The organism is Antarctobacter aquimaris, assembly GCF_900184945.1.
Taxonomy (GTDB): Bacteria; Pseudomonadota; Alphaproteobacteria; order Rhodobacterales; family Rhodobacteraceae; genus Maliponia; species Maliponia aquimaris.
In genome coordinates this window covers 583,926-601,114 of the sequence record NZ_FXYF01000001.1, presented here as the reverse complement: position 1 = coordinate 601,114, position 17,189 = coordinate 583,926, and the positions used below count along the sequence as shown (strand labels likewise).

General features: G+C 67.8%; 13 protein-coding genes. 9 read left to right on the top strand and 4 right to left on the bottom strand.

The genetic code is table 11. From position 1 onward, the window contains the following. Window positions 1-26 precede the first annotated feature (26 nt). The 9 genes from glgC to infB all read left to right on the top strand — a co-directional run bounded on the left by glgC (window position 27) and on the right by infB (window position 14,127). Window positions 27-1,283 carry a glucose-1-phosphate adenylyltransferase gene (glgC, locus tag MAA8898_RS02730; protein ID WP_094019417.1) on the top strand — a complete coding sequence of 419 codons (1,257 nt, stop codon included), beginning with the start codon at window positions 27-29 and terminating at the stop codon, window positions 1,281-1,283. Between the two features lie 4 nt (window positions 1,284-1,287). After that, window positions 1,288-2,724 carry a glycogen synthase GlgA gene (glgA, locus tag MAA8898_RS02725; protein ID WP_094019416.1) on the top strand — a complete coding sequence of 479 codons (1,437 nt, stop codon included), beginning with the start codon at window positions 1,288-1,290 and terminating at the stop codon, window positions 2,722-2,724. Then, window positions 2,721-4,826: a glycogen debranching protein GlgX gene (glgX, locus tag MAA8898_RS02720; protein ID WP_094019415.1), complete on the top strand. Its 2,106-nt coding sequence runs from the start codon at window positions 2,721-2,723 to the stop codon at window positions 4,824-4,826. Before glgA ends, glgX begins: the two co-directional genes overlap by 4 nt. After that, on the top strand, window positions 4,823-6,814 hold the full coding sequence (gene malQ / locus MAA8898_RS02715; protein WP_094019414.1) for a 4-alpha-glucanotransferase: 1,992 nt from the start codon (window positions 4,823-4,825) through the stop codon (window positions 6,812-6,814). Before glgX ends, malQ begins: the two co-directional genes overlap by 4 nt. Further along, window positions 6,811-8,442, top strand: a complete 1,632-nt coding sequence (locus MAA8898_RS02710; protein WP_094019413.1) for an alpha-D-glucose phosphate-specific phosphoglucomutase — start codon at window positions 6,811-6,813, stop codon at window positions 8,440-8,442. The genes malQ and MAA8898_RS02710 overlap by 4 nt, the downstream gene beginning before the upstream one ends. Before the next feature lie 269 nt (window positions 8,443-8,711). After that, complete coding sequence (rimP, locus tag MAA8898_RS02705; protein ID WP_094019412.1) at window positions 8,712-9,329, top strand: ribosome maturation factor RimP; 618 nt, start codon at window positions 8,712-8,714, stop codon at window positions 9,327-9,329. A 5-nt stretch (window positions 9,330-9,334) separates the two neighbouring features. Further along, window positions 9,335-10,963, top strand: a complete 1,629-nt coding sequence (gene nusA, locus MAA8898_RS02700; RefSeq protein ID WP_094019411.1) for a transcription termination factor NusA — start codon at window positions 9,335-9,337, stop codon at window positions 10,961-10,963. Beyond that, on the top strand, window positions 10,960-11,592 hold the full coding sequence (locus tag MAA8898_RS02695; protein ID WP_094019410.1) for an RNA-binding protein: 633 nt from the start codon (window positions 10,960-10,962) through the stop codon (window positions 11,590-11,592). Before nusA ends, MAA8898_RS02695 begins: the two co-directional genes overlap by 4 nt. A gap of 9 nt (window positions 11,593-11,601) precedes the next feature. Next, complete coding sequence (gene infB / locus MAA8898_RS02690; RefSeq protein ID WP_094019409.1) at window positions 11,602-14,127, top strand: translation initiation factor IF-2; 2,526 nt, start codon at window positions 11,602-11,604, stop codon at window positions 14,125-14,127. A 123-nt stretch (window positions 14,128-14,250) separates the two neighbouring features. On the opposite strand, the gene MAA8898_RS27025 is transcribed toward infB, so the two are convergent. The 4 genes from MAA8898_RS27025 to MAA8898_RS02670 form a co-directional block, all read right to left on the bottom strand. Continuing rightward, window positions 14,251-14,382: a hypothetical protein gene (locus MAA8898_RS27025; protein WP_094019408.1), complete on the bottom strand. Its 132-nt coding sequence runs from the start codon at window positions 14,380-14,382 to the stop codon at window positions 14,251-14,253. Window positions 14,383-14,552: 170 nt separating this feature from the next. Continuing rightward, the gene (locus MAA8898_RS02680) at window positions 14,553-14,951 is read right to left on the bottom strand and encodes a (deoxy)nucleoside triphosphate pyrophosphohydrolase (RefSeq protein ID WP_094019407.1); all 399 of its coding nucleotides are present in this window, start codon (window positions 14,949-14,951) and stop codon (window positions 14,553-14,555) included. Between the two features lie 100 nt (window positions 14,952-15,051). Continuing rightward, window positions 15,052-16,272, bottom strand: coding sequence for a bifunctional glutamate N-acetyltransferase/amino-acid acetyltransferase ArgJ (argJ, locus tag MAA8898_RS02675; protein WP_094019406.1), 1,221 nt, complete (start codon window positions 16,270-16,272; stop codon window positions 15,052-15,054). A 4-nt stretch (window positions 16,273-16,276) separates the two neighbouring features. Then, window positions 16,277-17,128, bottom strand: a complete 852-nt coding sequence (locus MAA8898_RS02670) for a peptidylprolyl isomerase (protein WP_094019405.1) — start codon at window positions 17,126-17,128, stop codon at window positions 16,277-16,279. Between the last annotated feature and the right edge of the window lie 61 nt (window positions 17,129-17,189).

Genomic DNA, 17,189 nt, shown 5'->3' with positions numbered 1-17,189 from the left:
CTTTCGCAAACGGGGGGAGGAATCACATGGAAAACGACAGGTACAAGCTGACCCAGCAGACAATGGCCTTTGTCCTGGCCGGCGGACGGGGATCCCGGCTGAAGGAAATGACCGATGTCCGGGCAAAGCCGGCGGTCTATTTCGGCGGCAAGACACGCATCATCGACTTTGCACTGTCGAATGCGGTCAACTCGGGCATCCGCCGGATCGGCGTGGCGACGCAATACAAGGCGCACAGCCTGATCCGCCACCTTCAGCGCGGCTGGTCCTTCTTCCGGGCCGAGCGCAACGAGGGTCTCGACATCCTGCCCGCCTCGCAGCAGGTGAGCGAAGAGAACTGGTACAAGGGCACCGCCGACGCCGTGACCCAGAACATCTCGATCATCCGCGGCTACGGGCCCAAGTACATCCTGATCCTTGCCGGGGACCACATCTACAAGCAGGATTACTCCTACATGATCGAGCAGCACGTCACCTCGGGCGCGAAGGTGACCGTGGGCTGCATCGAGGTCCCGCGCGAAGAGGCCAAGGGCTTTGGCGTGATGGCGGTGGACGCCAGCGACAAGATCCTGGATTTCGTCGAAAAGCCCGACGATCCGCCCGCCATGCCCGGCGATCCCACCCGCTCGCTTGCCTCCATGGGCATCTACGTCTTCGAGACCGAATTCCTGTGCGACCTGCTGGAAAAGGACGCCAACGACCCGAATTCCAGCCACGATTTCGGCAAGGACATCATTCCCGGGCTTGTCGCCTCGGGTGATGCCGTCGCGCATCCCTTTGGCCGCTCCTGCGTGATGTCGGGACTGGAGACCAAGCCCTACTGGCGCGACGTGGGGACGCTGGACGCCTACTGGCAGGCCAACATCGACCTGACCGACTTCAAGCCCGAACTGGACATCTACGCCACCGACTGGCCGATCTGGACCTATTCCGAGCTGACCGCCCCCGCCAAGTTCATCCACAACGAAGAGGGCCGGCGCGGCCAGGCGGTGTCCTCGATGGTCTCGGGCGGCTGCATCGTCTCGGGCTCGTCGCTGTACCGCTGCCTGCTGTTCACCGGGGTCAAGACGCACTCCTATTCGCAGCTCGAAGGCGTGGTCGCCCTGCCCTACTCCGAGGTCGGTCGCCGCGCCCACATCAAGAACGCGATCATCGACCGGGGTGTGCAGATCCCCCCGGGCCTTGTCGTGGGTGAGGATCCCAAACTGGACGCCAAGCGTTTTCGCCGCACGGAAAACGGCATCTGCCTGATCACCCGCAAGATGATCGAAGCGCTGGAGTGATCGAATGAAGGTGCTGATGGTCACCTCGGAGTGTGCGCCTTTCGTCAAGACAGGGGGCCTGGCCGACGTGGCCGGGGCCCTGCCCGGGGCGCTCGCGCCGCTGGGGGTCGAGACAAAGGTCGTCCTGCCCGCCTATCCGGCGCTGTTTCCGCTGTTGCCGAAGGGCAAGGAAGTGGCCAGCTTCGGCGATCTGCCCGGCGGCTCCGGGCGGCTGGTCGAGGTCAAGGCGCAGGGCATCACCCTGCTGCTGCTGGACGCGCCGCAGCTGTTCGACCGGCCCGGCGCACCCTACACCGGGCCGGATGGCCACGACTGGCCGGACAACCACCTGCGGTTCGGCGCGCTCGGCCAGGCCGCCGCGCGCATCTGCTTTGACGGGCTCGAAGGCTGGGTGCCCGACATCCTGCACGCGCACGACTGGCAGGCGGGCCTTGCCCCCGTCTACCTGAAACAGGATGGCCGACCGCCGCCGCGCTCGGTCATCACGATTCACAACATCGCCTTCCAGGGCCGCTATGGCCCGCATGTGCTGGGCCAACTCCAGCTGCGCAGCGACTGGTTTCATCCCGGCGGGCTGGAATACTACGGTGACGTCAGCTTTCTGAAGTCGGCGCTGGTCTTTGCCGATCACATCACCACGGTCAGCCCCACCTACGCACGCGAAATCCTGACCCCCGCCTTCGGCATGGGCCTGGAAGGCATCCTGGGCAACCGGACCGGGGCGCTGACCGGCATCCTGAACGGCATCGACACCGAGGCCTGGGACCCGGCCAACGACCCCGCGCTGGCCGCGCCCTATGACACCCGCAGGCTGAAGGCCAAGGCCCACAACCGCACCGCACTGGCCGACCGGCTGGGGCTGGAGGCCGAACACGACGGGCCGCTCTACTGCGTTGTCAGCCGGCTGACCCTGCAAAAGGGGCTGGACGCGCTGGCAGGCGCCCTGCCCGCGCTGGTCGACAGCGGCGGTCAGCTGGCCCTTCTGGGATCGGGCGAACCGGGCCTGGAACAGGCGTTCCGCGACGCCGCCAGCCGCTATCCCGGGCGGATCGGCGTGCACATCGGCTATGACGAGGGGCTGTCGCACCTGGTGCAGGCCGGGTCGGACGCCATCCTGATCCCCTCGCGATTCGAACCCTGCGGGCTGACCCAGCTGTACGGGCTGCGCTACGGCACCTTGCCGGTGGTGGCCAGGACCGGCGGGCTGGCCGACACGGTGATCGACGCCAACCACGCGGCCCTGGCCGCCGGCGTCGCCACCGGCTTTGTCTTTGACGATGTCTCGGTCGCGGGGATCGAGGGCGTGCTTGGCCGCGTTGCGGCGGCCTGGACCGACCGCGCGCAGTGGGCCAAGATGCAGAAAGCCGCGATGCGGCATCCCGTGGGCTGGGAAAGCTCGGCCCGCGCCTATGTCCAGACATACGAGTCGCTGCTCACATGACGGTCAGGGTCCGTGCCCAGCAGGACGTCGGCGCCGGAACGCCTCACCGCCTTGGCGCGCGTTTTGACAATGAAGGCGTGAACTTCGCGCTGTTCTCGGAGCACGCGCACAAAGTCGAGGTCTGCCTCTTTTCGCCCGACGGCCGGACCGAAACGCAGCGGTTGACCCTGCCCGAGCGCACCGGCCCGGTCTGGCACGGCTTCGTGCCCGGTCTGCGTCCCGGCGCGCTCTACGGCTACCGCGTGCACGGCCCCTATGCGCCCGAACGCGGGCACCGCTTCAATCCGCACAAGCTGCTGCTGGATCCCTACACCCGCGCGCTGCACGGCGGGTTCACCACGCATGCCGCGACCTTCGGCTATACCCACGGCGCGCCCGAGGCCGACCTGTCCTTCGACACCCGCGACAGCGCCCCGCATGTGCCGAGATCGGTGGTCTGGGACCCGGCCGACCACACCGAAGAGGGCCGCCCCCTGCGGCGCGGCTGGGACGGCGCGCTGATCTACGAAGCACACGTGCGCGGTGCCACGATGCTGCACCCACGGGTGCCGGACCCGTTGCGCGGCACCTACGAGGGACTCGCCTCGGACCCGATGCTGGACCACCTGACCCGGCTGGGCATCACGGCGGTCGAACTCCTGCCCGTTCAGGCGATCCGGGCGGAAAACGCCCTGACGACGCGCGGCATGGTGAATTACTGGGGCTACAACACCGCCGCCTTCTTTGCGCCCGAACCGCGCTACCTCGGCCCCGCCGGGGTGGACGGGTTTCGCGCCATGGTCGACCGGTTTCATGCCGCCGGGATCGAGGTCCTTCTGGACGTGGTCTACAACCACTCGGCCGAGGGCGACCACATGGGGCCAACCTTCAGCTTTCGCGGCATCGACAACGCCTCGTACTACCGCCTGCCCGAAGGCCAGCCGCGATACTACGTCAACGACACCGGCACCGGCAACACGCTGAACACCAGCCACCCCTACGTGCTGCGGCTGATCCTCGATTCGCTGCGCTACTGGGTGCAGACCATGGGCGTCGACGGTTTCCGCTTTGACCTCGCCACCACGCTGGGCCGCGAGGCGCATGGTTTCGACCCCAACGGCGGCTTCATGGACGCGCTGCGGCAGGACCCTGTTCTGAGCGGCGTCAAGCTGATCGCCGAACCCTGGGACCTGGGCCCCGGCGGCTACCGGCTGGGCCATTTCCCGCCCGAGTTCGCCGAATGGAACGACCGCTTCCGCGACACGGTGCGGCGGTTCTGGCGCGGCGACGGCCACGCGGCGCAGGACCTCGGCTCGGCCCTGCTGGGCACCGCCGACCTGTTCGACACGCGCGGGCGGCGGGCCTGGTCCTCGGTCAACTTTGCCGCCGCGCATGACGGCTTTACCCTGGCCGACGTGACCGCCTATTCCCAGCGCCGCAACGAGGCCAACGGCGAATGCAACCGCGACGGCCACCATGCCAACCACTCCGACAACCTTGGCGAGGAGGGCGAGACCGACGACCCCGACATCCTTGCCGCGCGCCGTTGCCGGGTGCGCAACATGCTGGCCACCGTCCTGTTTTCCCAAGGCACGCCGATGCTGCTGGCCGGCGACGAGGGCGGCAACACCCAGCACGGCAACAACAACGCCTATTGCCAGGACAACGAGATCAGCTGGCTGGACTGGCAGGCGATGGACCAGGACCTGGTCGGCTTTACCGCCGCATTGGCGCAATTCCGCAAGGCGCATCCGGTGCTGCGGCAAACCCATTTCCTGCATGGCGCGGAACGTCCCGACGGCCAGCCCGACGTGGAGTGGCGCGCCTTCGACGGGTCCGAGCTGAACTGGCGCGATCCCGGCCTGTCCAGCCTCTGCCTGCTGCTGCGCGGCTGCGCCGAAAGCCGCGAGGGCCGCGCCGACCCCCAGGAGGTTCTGCTGGCCTTCAACCGCGAGGCGCTGCCGCAGGAGCTGCACCTGCCCGACCCCGAAGCCGGCCGTTGGCGGCGCGAGATCGACACCGCCGCGGCACGGCAGACACCCGAAACGATCTGGACCGGGGCCGTGACCGTCGCGGCCTTCAGCGTGACGGCCTTCAGCCGGACCCCGGGGAACGGCGCATGAGCGCGGCGGACGACCAGCTGCGCCAGCTGGCCGGGGCTTATGGCGTGCACCTCGGCTTTCACGACCTCAAGGGGCAGGAGCACCCGGCCAGCCCCGACACGCTGCGGGCGCTGCTGCGCGGCATGGGCGTCGACGCCGCGACCGCCGCTGCCGTGCGCGACGCGCTGGAGGCCACCACCGCCCGCAAGGCGGACAGCCCGCTGCCGCCCGAACTCATCGCCTGCGCCGGCAGCCGCATCGCGCTGCCGCTCGCAACGCCCTGCCGCTGGTCCGTGCTGGACGAGGCCGGGCAGGAGATCGCGGCCGGCCGCGCCGAGGACGACCTGTCCATCGCCCCCTTGCCGCCGGGCTATTTCACCCTCCAGGCCCGGGGTCAGGACTGGCAGGCGGCTACGCTGATCCTGTCCACACCCGCGCGGGCTCCGTCGATGACCGACCTGACCGGCCGGGCCAGGGGCTGGGGCGTCTGCGGCGCGCTCTACGGGCTGCGATCCGCGCGCAACGGGGGGCTGGGCAGCTACGCCGACCTGCCCGCGCTGCTGTCTGCGCTGGGCGGGGCCGGGGCGCAGTTCTTTGGCCTGAACCCGATCCACGCGCTGGGCTGGGCGGCCGAGGAGATGACCAGCCCCTATTCACCGACGCACCGCGGGTACTTTGCCACCGATCACATCGCGCCCGCCGCCGGGCTGGGGCCGACTCCGGCCGACGAGTTGATCGACTACACCGCGTTCCGCCGCCGCCAGCGCGCCGCCCTGCGCGCCGACTATGCGGGGTTTTCCCTTGCGCCTCAGTCAGAACAGCGGGCGTTCAAGGCGTTCCGCGCGACAGGCGGCGCGGCGCTGGACACCTTTGCCCAGTTCGAGGCGCTGAGCGCCCGGCACGGCGAGGATTTCCGCAGCTGGCCCGCCGCCCTGCGCCGCCCCGGACCCGAGGCCGCCCGCGCGGCGGCCGAGGACCTGGGCTTTCACCAGTGGCTGCAATGGCGCGCCGAAACGCAGATCGACGCAGCGCAGGCGGCGGCGCTCCAGTCGGGCATGGACTTTGGCCTGTATCTCGACCTCGCGGTCGGGGCGCGCCCCGGCGGGGCCGAGGCCTGGATGCACCGCGACACCATCGCCGAGGGCGTTACCATCGGTGCCCCGCCCGATCACCTCAGCCCCGAGGGCCAGTCCTGGAACCTGGCGGCGCACGCCCCTGCCCGCCTGCGCGCCGCGCATTACGGCCCCCTGCGCGCCATGCTGCGCAAGCTGATGGCCAAGGCCGGCATCCTGCGCATCGACCATGCGCTGGGCCTGCTGCGCAGCTTCTGGATTCCCGATGACGGCAGCCCGGGCGGCTATGTCTCGCAGCCCTTCGACAGCCTGTTGGCGGTGATCGCCATCGAGGCCGACCGCGCCCGCTGCCTGGTGGTGGGTGAGGACCTGGGCCTGGTCCCCGACGGGTTCCGCGACAAGCTGAACGGCGCCGGGCTGCTCAGCTACGCGGTCTGGCAGTACGAGAACGCGCAGGACGGCACGCTGTTGCCGCCCGAGGCGCTGCGCCCCTTTGCGCTGGCCTGTTTCGGAACCCATGACACCCCCACGCTGCAAGGTTTCTGGTACGGGCAGGACATCGCCTGGTGGCAGCGCGTCGGCTGGCTGTCCGGCGGCGCGGCAAAGGCCCGCCATGACGAGCGGTCGCGCCAGCGCGCCGGATTGCGGGCGCAATGCGCCCTGCCACCGAATGCCCCCGCCGACCGCATCACCGACGCCCTGCACGCCCGCCTGGCCACCGCCCCTTCGGCTCTGGTGGCGCTGCAACTCGATGACATCATCGGCGTTGTCGAGGCGCAGAACCTGCCCGGCACGGTGAACGAACACCCCAACTGGCGCCGCCGCCTGCCGGTGGACGTTGCGGCGCTGCACACCGCCCCGGCCCTGCGCCGCCTGCCAGACATCATGCCCGCGGACCGCACCCGCGGCCCCGATCAGAAAGGACCGACCCCATGACCGTGATCACGCGTCCCCTGACGCCCTTCGAGGGCCAGAAGCCCGGCACCTCGGGCCTGCGCAAGAAGACCCGCGTCTTCATGCAGCCGGGCTATCTCGAGGCCTTTGTCCAGTCGATCTTCAACGCCATCGAAGGCGTGCAGGGCAAGACCCTCGTCATCGGCGGCGACGGGCGTTTCTTCAACGCCGAAGCGATCCAGACGATCCTGCGCATGGCCGCCGCCCAGGGGGCGGCGCGCGCCATCGTCGGACAGGGCGGCCTGCTGTCGACCCCCGCCGCCTCCAACCTGATCCGCCAGCGCGAGGCGAACGGCGGCCTGGTGCTGTCGGCCAGCCACAACCCGGGCGGCATCGACGAGGATTTCGGCCTGAAATACAACATCGCCAACGGCGGCCCCGCCCCCGAGGGCGTGACCGAGGCGATCTACGCCGCCACGCAACACCTGACCGAGTATCACACGCTGGATACACCGGACATCGACCTGACGGCGCTGGGCGAGTCGGAGCTGAACGGCATGGTGGTCGAGGTGGTCGACCCGGTGACGGACTATGCCGCGTTGATGCAGCAACTGTTTGATTTCAATGCCATCCGCGCGCTGATCAAGGGCGGTTTCAGCCTGCGTTTTGACGCGATGCACGCGGTGACCGGCCCCTACGCCAAGACGATTCTCGAAGGCATGCTGGGCGCCCCGGCGGGCACAGTGATGAACGGCACGCCCAAGGTCGACTTTGGCAAGGGGCACCCGGACCCGAACCCGATCTGGGCCAAGCCGCTGGTCGACATGGTGATGAGCGACGGCGGGCCGGATTTCGCCGCCGCCTCGGACGGGGACGGCGACCGCAACATGATCCTCGGGCGCGGCGTCTACGTGACGCCGTCGGACAGCCTGGCCGTGCTGGCGGCGAACGCCCACCTCGCGCCCGGCTACGCGCGCGGGCTGGCGGGCGTGGCCCGGTCGATGCCGACCAGCCGCGCCGCCGACCGGGTGGCCGCAAAGCTGGGCATCGAATGCTTTGAGACGCCAACCGGTTGGAAATTCTTCGGAAATCTGCTGGACGCGGGGCGCGCGACGCTGTGTGGCGAGGAAAGCGCAGGGACCGGCAGCGACCATGTCCGCGAAAAGGACGGCCTTTGGGCGGTGCTGCTGTGGCTCAACATCCTCGCCGTGCGCAAGGTCTCGGTGAAGGAGATCCTGATGGATCACTGGCAGACCTACGGGCGCAACTACTACTCGCGGCACGATTACGAGGCGGTCGATTCGGCTGCGGCCTCGGCGCTGATGAAGGACCTGGACGCGCGGCTCGACTCGCTGCCGGGGACCAAGGCGGGCGGGCTGACCGTCGCCGCCGCGGACCAATTTTCCTATCTGGATCCAGTAGATGGCTCGGTCAGCCACAACCAGGGCCTGCGCATTCTCTTCAAGGATGACAGCCGCGCGGTGCTGCGCCTGTCGGGCACCGGCACCGAGGGCGCGACGATCCGGGTCTACCTGGAACGCTATGAGCCCGCCGGCGGCAACCTGGAGATCGAGACCCAGACCGCGCTGAAGGATCTCGCCGCCGCCGTGGATGCGCTGAGCGGCCTGGCAGAGCGGACCGGGCGCAGCGCACCGGACGTGATGACCTGAGGCGGACTTGTCCGTTTTGTACGAATTGTACGCGAAAAATGTCTTTTTGTACAAAGCGGTAAGGTTCTGGTAATCCCTGCCGCGCGCGCCCTTTCCGCAGGGGCGCGCAACGCGTCGGACGGCCCACCCGGCGAATCTGCTTGCACGACCTGTCCTGCTCGCCTATATGCGGTTCAACAGCGGCGCGCTGGGGTCCAAACCCGGTGCCCAACGATGTTTCGACAACGGGCCGCTGGCCCGTTTTTTTGTGTCCGAAAGGCAGGACAGACATGACCGACATGATCGCCAAGACTGGCATGGACAAGCGGATCGCCGAGATCGTCCAGCCGGTGATCGAAGACATGGGGTTCGAACTGGTCCGCATCCGGCTGATGGGCGGGCAGATCCCGACCCTTCAGATCATGGCCGAACGCCCCGAAGGCGGGATCGAGGTGGACCAGTGCGCCCAGATCTCGACCGCCGTCAGCGCCGTGCTGGACGTTGAGGACCCGATCGTCGAGGCCTACACGCTGGAAGTCTCGAGCCCCGGCATCGACCGCCCGCTGACCCGGCTGAAGGACTTCGACACCTTTGAGGGCTACGAGGCGCGGCTGGAAACCGACGAGCTGATCGACGGGCGCAAGCGGTTCCGCGGCGTGCTGGCCGGGGTCGAGGACGACGAGATCCTGGTCAACATGGACGAGGGCACCATCGGACTGAAGTTCGACTGGCTGTCTGACGCCAAGCTGATCCTGACCGACGAGTTGATCAAGGAAATGCTGAAGGGCCGCAAGGCCGCCGCCAACGCACCCGGCGACGACACCGCCGATCCGGACCAAGCCGATGCGGTCCTGGACGAAACCAAGTTTGACGAGATCGAGACCGACACGGCTCGCGAGGAGGAGTAGGAAGAATGGCAATCACGTCAGCAAACCAGCTGGAGCTCTTGCAGACCGCCGAGGCGGTCGCCCGCGAGAAGATGATCGACCCGTCGCTGGTGGTCGAGGCCATGGAAGAGAGCCTCGCCCGCGCGGCGAAGTCCCGCTACGGCGCCGAGATGGACATCCGCGTCAAGATCGACCGCAAGACCGGCCGGGCGACCTTTACCCGCGTGCGCACCGTGGTCGAGGACGAAGAGCTTGAGAACTACCAGGCCGAGATGACCGTCCAGCAGGCCAAGCAGTACATGGCCGAGCCGAAGGTCGGCGACACCTTTGTCGAGGAAGTGCCGCCGGTCGAGCTGGGCCGGATCGCCGCGCAGTCGGCCAAGCAGGTGATTCTGCAGAAGGTCCGCGAAGCCGAGCGCGACCGCCAGTACGACGAGTTCAAGGACCGCGCCGGCACCATCATCAACGGCACCGTCAAGCGCGAGGAATACGGCAACGTCATCGTCGACGTGGGCCGCGGCGAGGCGATCCTGCGCCGCAACGAGAAGATCGGCCGCGAATCGTATCGCCCCGGCGACCGCATCCGCTGCTTCATCAAGGACGTGCGCCGCGAGACCCGCGGCCCGCAGATCTTCCTGTCGCGGACCGCGCCCGAGTTCATGGCCGAGCTGTTCAAGATGGAAGTGCCCGAGATCTACGACGGCATCATCGAGATCAAGGCCGTCGCCCGTGACCCGGGCAGCCGCGCCAAGATCGCCGTCATCTCCTACGACAGCGGCATCGACCCGGTCGGCGCCTGCGTCGGCATGCGCGGCAGCCGCGTGCAGGCCGTGGTGAACGAGTTGCAGGGCGAAAAGATCGACATCATCCCGTGGAACGAGGACATGCCGACCTTCCTGGTGAACGCGCTGCAACCGGCCGAGGTGACCAAGGTCGTCCTGGACGAGGACGCCGAGCGCATCGAGGTCGTGGTGCCGGACGAGCAGCTGAGCCTGGCCATCGGCCGGCGCGGCCAGAACGTGCGGCTTGCCTCGCAGCTGACCGGCCTCGACATCGACATCATGACCGAGGAAGAGGAATCCAAGCGCCGCCAGAAGGAATTCGAAGAGCGCACGCAGCTGTTCATGGACACGCTGGACCTCGACGAATTCTTTGCCCAGCTGCTGGTTTCCGAAGGTTTCACCAACCTCGAGGAAGTCGCCTATGTCGAGCAGGACGAACTGCTGGTCATCGACGGCGTCGACGAGGACACCGCCCGCGAACTGCAGACCCGGGCACGCGAGCACCTGGAAGAGCAGGCGCGCAAGGCGCTGGAAAAGGCCCGCGAGATGGGCGTCGACGACAGCCTTGTGAGCTTTGAGGGCCTGACGCCGCAGATGCTGGTGGCGCTGGCCGAGGACGGCATCAAGACGCTGGAAGACTTTGCCACCTGCGCCGACTGGGAACTGGCCGGCGGCTGGACCACGGTCGACGGGCAGCGCGTCAAGGACGAAGGGCTGCTGGAAAAGTTCGAGGTCGACCTCGAAGAAGCGCAGAACCTGGTGATGACCGCGCGCGTCCTGTTGGGCTGGGTCGATCCGACCGCGACCGAAGACGAGTCGGACGAAGAGCTGGCCGTCGAAGGCGACGACGCGGAGGAAGAAGACAAGGCATGACTCGCGGCGGACACGACACGGACACGACGGACGGACCCGAGCGGAAGTGCATCGCCACCGGCGAAGTGCAGCCGAAAGACGGGCTGATCCGCTTTGTTCTGGGGCCGGATGGCCGCGTCGTGCCCGATCTGGCTGGTAAATTGCCCGGACGCGGCGTATATGTGTCGGCCAATCGGGAGGCCGTTGAAAAGGCGGCCTCCAAAGGGTTGTTCTCGCGGGCATTGAAACAGCCGGTGAAGGTGCCGGACGGTCTGCCCGATCTGATCGAGCAGATGCTGGTCAAGCGGGTGGTCGATCTGATCTCGCTGGCCCGCAAGTCCGGTGAGGCCGTTGCCGGTTATGAGAAGGTAAAGTCGTGGCTCCAGACAGAGGAGGCCACGGTGCTGATCCAGGCCGAGGACGGGTCGGGGCGTGGCAAGTCGAAACTGTCGACGCCCTACGGTGGCCGCTATATCGGCTGGTTGACGGCAGATGAACTGGGCGCGGCCTTTGGCCGACAAACTGTCATACATGCGGCGCTAGGCTCTGGCGGACTCGTGCCGCGTATTGTAGAGGAAGCCCAACGCTTGAAGGGTGTACGCGTCGGGTTTGACGCGGATCGCGGTGGCAGGGGCCACCGGAAAGGATGAAGTAGCTTGATGAGCGATGACGACGGCAAGAAGACTTTGGGCGTACGTGGCGGGGCCCGTTCGGGCAGCGTGAAGCAGAGCTTCAGCCATGGACGGACCAAGAACGTCGTGGTGGAGACCAAGCGCAAGCGCGTCGTGGTGCCGAAGCCGGGCGTGGCTGCGGCCACCGGCGGTGGCGGCGGCAAGGGCGGTTCGGTTGGCGGTTCGGGCGGCAAGCGTCCGGCCGGCATTTCCGATGCGGAAATGGAACGGCGCCTGAAGGCCCTGCAGGCCGCGAAGGCCCGCGAGGTCGAGGAAACCGCGCAGCGCGAGGCCGATGAAAAGGCCCGCGCCGAAGAGCGCGAGCGCATGCGCGCCGAGAAGGAACTGAAGGAGCGCGAGCAGCGCGAGGCCGAAGAGGCCATGCGCCGCAAGCTCGAGGAAGAAGAGCGCAAGGTCCGCGAAGCCGAGGAAGCCGCCAAGGCGGCGGCCGTGGCGGCGTCTCAGCCCGCGCCCAAGGCCGAGGACCAGTCCCGCGCCAAGCCCAAGAAGACCAAGGAAGCCGAAGAGGCTCCGCGCCGCGCCCCCGTCGCCGATCGCGACAGCCGCGATGACGCAGGCCGTGGCCGTGGCCGGGTCCGCGAGGACGGCAACCGCCGCGCAGGCAAGCTGACGCTGAACCAGGCGCTGTCCGGTGGCGAAGGCGGCCGGCAGAAGTCGATGGCGGCGATGAAGCGCAAGCAGGAGCGTGCCCGGCAGAAGGCCATGGGCGGCGCCGCGAGCCGCGAGAAGGTGGTGCGCGACGTCAAGCTGCCCGAGGCGATCACCGTGGCCGAACTGGCCAACCGGATGGCCGAGCGCGTGGCCGACGTGGTCAAGTCGCTGATGCAGAGCGGCATCATGGCGACACAGAACCAGACCATCGACGCCGACACCGCGGAACTGATCATCGAGGAATTCGGCCACCGGGTGACGCGCGTCTCCGACGCCGACGTCGAGGACGTGATCCACGAGGTCGCCGATGCGCCCGAGGATCTCAAGCCGCGGCCGCCGGTGATCACGATCATGGGTCACGTCGACCACGGCAAGACCTCGCTGCTGGACGCGATCCGCAACACCAAGGTGACCGCGGGCGAAGCCGGCGGCATCACCCAGCACATCGGCGCCTACCAGGTGGAAACCGACAGCGGGGCCGTGCTGACCTTCCTCGACACGCCGGGCCACGCCGCCTTTACCTCGATGCGGTCGCGCGGGGCGCAGGTGACGGACATCGTCGTGCTGGTGGTGGCGGCGGATGACGCCGTGATGCCGCAGACCGTCGAGGCGATCAACCACGCCAAGGCGGCCAAGGTGCCGATGATCGTGGCGATCAACAAGATCGACAAGCATTCGGCCAACCCGACCAAGGTGCGCACCGACCTGTTGCAGCACGAGGTCGTGGTCGAGGAAATGTCCGGCGACGTGCAGGACGTCGAGGTCTCTGCCCTGACCGGCAAGGGCCTGGACAACCTGCTGGAGGCCATCGCGCTTCAGGCGGAAATCCTGGAACTCAAGGCCAACCCCGACCGCGCCGCCGAAGGCGCCGTGATCGAGGCGCAGCTGGACGTGGGCCGCGGCCCCGTGGCCACCGTGCTGGTGCGGACCGGCACGCTGCGGCAGGGCGACATCTTTGTCGTGGGCGAGCAGTACGGCAAGGTCCGCGCGTTGATCAACGACAAGGGCGAGCGCATCGCCGAGGCCGGACCGTCGGTCCCGGTCGAGGTGCTGGGGCTCAACGGCACGCCCGAGGCCGGTGACGTGCTGAACGTCGTCGCGACCGAGGCGCAGGCCCGCGAGATCGCGGAATACCGCGCCAACCTGGCCAAGGAAAAGCGCGCCGCGGCCGGTGCCGCCACCACGCTGGACCAGCTGTTGCAGAAGGCCAAGGACGACAAGAACGTCAGCGAGCTGCCGATCGTCGTCAAGGCGGACGTGCAGGGTTCGGCCGAGGCCATCGTCCAGGCGATGGAGAAGATCGGCAACGAGGAAGTGCGCGTGCGCGTCATCCACTACGGCGTGGGTGCGATCACCGAGACCGACGTCGGCCTGGCCGAAGCCTCGGGGTGCCCGGTGATCGGCTTCAACGTCCGCGCCAACGCGACCGCCCGCAACGCGGCCAACCAGAAGGGCGTGGAGATCCGTTACTACTCGGTGATCTACGACCTCGTGGACGACGTGAAGGCGGCGGCCTCGGGCCTGCTGTCGAACGAGATCCGCGAGAACTTTATCGGCTATGCCACGATCAAGGAGGTCTTCAAGGTCTCCAACGTGGGCAAGGTCGCGGGCTGCCTGGTGACCGAGGGCGTTGCCCGCCGGTCCGCCGGTGTGCGCCTGCTGCGCGACGACGTGGTTGTCCACGAAGGCACGCTGAAGACACTGAAGCGGTTCAAGGACGAGGTCGCCGAGGTCCAGTCGGGCCAGGAATGCGGCATGGCCTTCGAGAACTACGACGACATCCGCCCCGGCGACGTCATCGAGATTTTCGAGCGCGAAGAGATCGAGCGCAAGCTCAGCTGATCTGGCCGGCACATGGAAACGAAAAAGACCCCCGAAGCGGGGGTCTTTTTTTTGGGCCCTGTGGCAAACGGTGTGGTGTGGCTGGCCGAAGGTCGCGGGTCAGGCCCGGGACGCGCGGACCGCTCAGGCGGCGTTGACGGGCAGGCCGACGAACACCCGGTCCCCAACCCGGACCGAGATTCGCCCGTCTGGAAACGTCCGTTCCAGCAGGCCCTGCACGGATACACAGCTGCCGATGATGATGGTCCGCAACATGAAGGCATCTCCCAATGTCCATCTGTTGCAATAATTAGGCCGTCCGCGGCAACAGTTCCACTGAAATACGTCACGAAAATGCCGTTTTTCCCCTCAGACGCGACCAAAGTCTGAACATTTCTCGCCAAATGCCCAAGACCGGCGCCGCGCCGCGGCACAAAGCGGCTTGTCTACAACCAGTCTCTCAGGATCGGAATCAGCGGAATGTCGGCCGGCGGCATGGGATAGTCGCGCAACTGGTCCTTGCGCACCCATTTCAGCGCCTGCCCTTCCTTCGACTGCGGGATGCCGCCCCATTTGCGGCAGGCAAAGAGCGGCATCAGCAGGTGGAAATCGTCGTAGCCGTGCGAGGCAAAGGTCAGCGGCGCGAGGCAACTGGACCAGGTTTCGATTCCCAACTCCTCGTGCAGTTCGCGAATCAGCGCGGCCTCGGGCGTTTCCTGCGGTTCGACCTTGCCGCCGGGGAATTCCCACAGGCCGGCCATGCTCTTGCCCTGCGGACGCTGGGCCAGCAGCACGCGGCCATCGGCGTCGATCAGGGCGACGGCGGAAACGAGGATGATCTTCATCGGGTGGGGTCTCCGAGGGAGGGAGCGCCGCAGAGGGGGCTCTGCCCCCGCGCCTGCGGCGCCCCCCCCGGGATATTTTCAGCCAGAAGAAACCTGGCGGTCAGGAGCGGTAGTCGGCGTTGATCGAGATGTAGCCGTGGGTCAGGTCGCAGGTCCAGACCGTGGCCATGCCCTCGCCGATGCCGAGGTCGACGTTGATGTCGATCTCGGGGCTCTTGAAGTAGCCCGCGCCGTCGGCTTCCTTGTAGCTTTGCGCCACCCAGCCCTTTTCCGCGACGAGGATCTCGCCGAAGCGGATCGAGATCAGGTCGCGCTCGGCCCTGGCGCCGGATTTGCCGATCGCCATGACGATGCGGCCCCAGTTCGGGTCCTCGCCGGCAAGCGCCGTCTTGACCAGCGGCGAATTGGCGATCGACAGCGCGTGGGTGCGGGCATCGGCGTCCGAGGCCGCGCCGGTGACATGCACGGTGACGAACTTGGTCGCGCCCTCGCCGTCGCGCACCACCTGGTGGGCGAGATCCAGCATCACGTCGTAGAGCGCCTGGGTGAACTCGGCGTTCCAGGTCACATCGACGCCCGAGGCCCCGGTGGCCGCCATCAGCAGCGTGTCCGAGGTCGAGGTGTCGCTGTCGACGGTGATGTTGTTGAAGGTCTTGTCGCTGATCTCGGAGACCAGCGATTGCAGGGCGTCCCGGCCGATCCTTGCATCGGTGAAGATGTAGACCAGCATGGTCGCCATGTCGGGCGCGACCATGCCGGAGCCCTTGGCGATGCCGGCGATGCGGACGGTCTTGCCGTCGACGTCGATCTCGGCGGTCGCCGCCTTGGGGAAGGTGTCGGTGGTCATGATCGCGCGGGCGGCGTCGGGCAGGGCGTTGGGCGACAGCTTGTCCTTCAGCTCCGCCAGCTTGGCGGTGATGCGGTCGTGCGGCAGCCGTTCGCCGATCACCCCGGTGGAGCTGGTGAAGACGCGGTACTCGGGCACGCCGGTGATCTCGGCCACGGCCTTGCAGATGGCGTTGACCGAGTCTTCGCCGGCGCGGCCGGTGAAGGCGTTGGAATTGCCCGAGTTGACCAGGATCGCCGCGCCCTTGCCGCCGTCGTCGCCGGTGATCTTGCGCTGGCAGTCCAGCACGCAGGCCGAGCGGGTGGCCGACCGGGTGAAGACGCCGGTCATGACGGTGCCCGGATCGAGCACCGCCAGCATCACGTCGGGGCGGTTCTTGTACCGCACCCCGGCTTCGACATAGGCGAAGCGGGCGCCGCCGATGACCGGAAGCTCGGGGAAGGCGTCAGGGGCCAGGGGGGAACGCGGGGGCATCTGGTCAGTCTCCCAGCAGGCCGAGGTTGTTGATCACCGAGGTGTCGATCTCGGCGCGGTCCATGCGCGTCACTTCGCCGCCATCGACCAGATCGTCGATGAAGGCCTGCACCGCGTCGCGCTGGACCTGCTGGCTGAGCGCGTCGCGGACCTGGTCCAGCGGCGGGGCGTCGATGGCGCGGGTTTCGTTCAGGCGGATCACGTGCCAGCCGAACTGCGTCTGCACCGGGTCCGAGATCGTGCCCGGCTCCATCGCCACGACGGCCTCTTCGAAGGGGGCCACCATGCGGCCCTTGCCGAACCAGCCGAGCGCGCCGCCGCTGGGGCCCGAGGGGCCGGTCGATTTGGCCTGCGCGGTCTCGGTGAAATCGGCGCCGCCGCGCAGTTCCTCGGCGATGGCCTTGGCCTCTTCCTCGGTCTCGACCAGGATGTGCGAGGCGTTGTATTCAACGCCCAGGTCACCCTCGACGTATTGTGCCTGGTAGGCGGCGGCGATGGCCTCGTCGGTGGCGGCGGCCTTGGCCACGGCATTGATCGCCTCGGCGGCCAGCAGCGAGCGGCGTTCGTTGATCAGGGCCAGTTCGACGCGCTTGCTCTCGATCGCCTTGTCGGACTGGGCCAGCGCCTCCTGCTGGATCAGCTGTTCCAGCAGGCCGTCCCACAGCTGTTCGCTCGGGGCGCCCTGAAACCGTTCGGGCAGCGCGGCGCGGGCCAGCAGCATCTGGCCAAAGGTGATCTCGGTCCCGTTCACCGTGGCGACGACCGTGTCCGGCGTGACCTCGTCCTGCGCCAGGGCGGGCAGGGCGGTACAGATCGCGAAGGCCGCGACCGAGAGTTTCATGAGGGTTTTCGACATCGGTTGGTCCTCTTCATCGGTGCCGCGTCCGTAGGCGGCGTTGACACTTTTGGGCCGCCCC

Bases quoted from the DNA above. Each gene is read 5' to 3' on its own strand.
- glgC (WP_094019417.1), top strand. From the start codon at position 27: ATGGAAAACGACAGGTACAAGCTGACCCAGCAGACAATGGCCTTTGTC.
- glgA (WP_094019416.1), top strand. From the start codon at position 1,288: ATGAAGGTGCTGATGGTCACCTCGGAGTGTGCGCCTTTCGTCAAGACA.
- glgX (WP_094019415.1), top strand. From the start codon at position 2,721: ATGACGGTCAGGGTCCGTGCCCAGCAGGACGTCGGCGCCGGAACGCCT.
- malQ (WP_094019414.1), top strand. From the start codon at position 4,823: ATGAGCGCGGCGGACGACCAGCTGCGCCAGCTGGCCGGGGCTTATGGC.
- MAA8898_RS02710 (WP_094019413.1), top strand. From the start codon at position 6,811: ATGACCGTGATCACGCGTCCCCTGACGCCCTTCGAGGGCCAGAAGCCC.
- rimP (WP_094019412.1), top strand. From the start codon at position 8,712: ATGACCGACATGATCGCCAAGACTGGCATGGACAAGCGGATCGCCGAG.
- nusA (WP_094019411.1), top strand. From the start codon at position 9,335: ATGGCAATCACGTCAGCAAACCAGCTGGAGCTCTTGCAGACCGCCGAG.
- MAA8898_RS02695 (WP_094019410.1), top strand. From the start codon at position 10,960: ATGACTCGCGGCGGACACGACACGGACACGACGGACGGACCCGAGCGG.
- infB (WP_094019409.1), top strand. From the start codon at position 11,602: ATGAGCGATGACGACGGCAAGAAGACTTTGGGCGTACGTGGCGGGGCC.
- MAA8898_RS27025 (WP_094019408.1), bottom strand. From the start codon at position 14,382: ATGTTGCGGACCATCATCATCGGCAGCTGTGTATCCGTGCAGGGCCTG.
- MAA8898_RS02680 (WP_094019407.1), bottom strand. From the start codon at position 14,951: ATGAAGATCATCCTCGTTTCCGCCGTCGCCCTGATCGACGCCGATGGC.
- argJ (WP_094019406.1), bottom strand. From the start codon at position 16,272: ATGCCCCCGCGTTCCCCCCTGGCCCCTGACGCCTTCCCCGAGCTTCCG.
- MAA8898_RS02670 (WP_094019405.1), bottom strand. From the start codon at position 17,128: ATGTCGAAAACCCTCATGAAACTCTCGGTCGCGGCCTTCGCGATCTGT.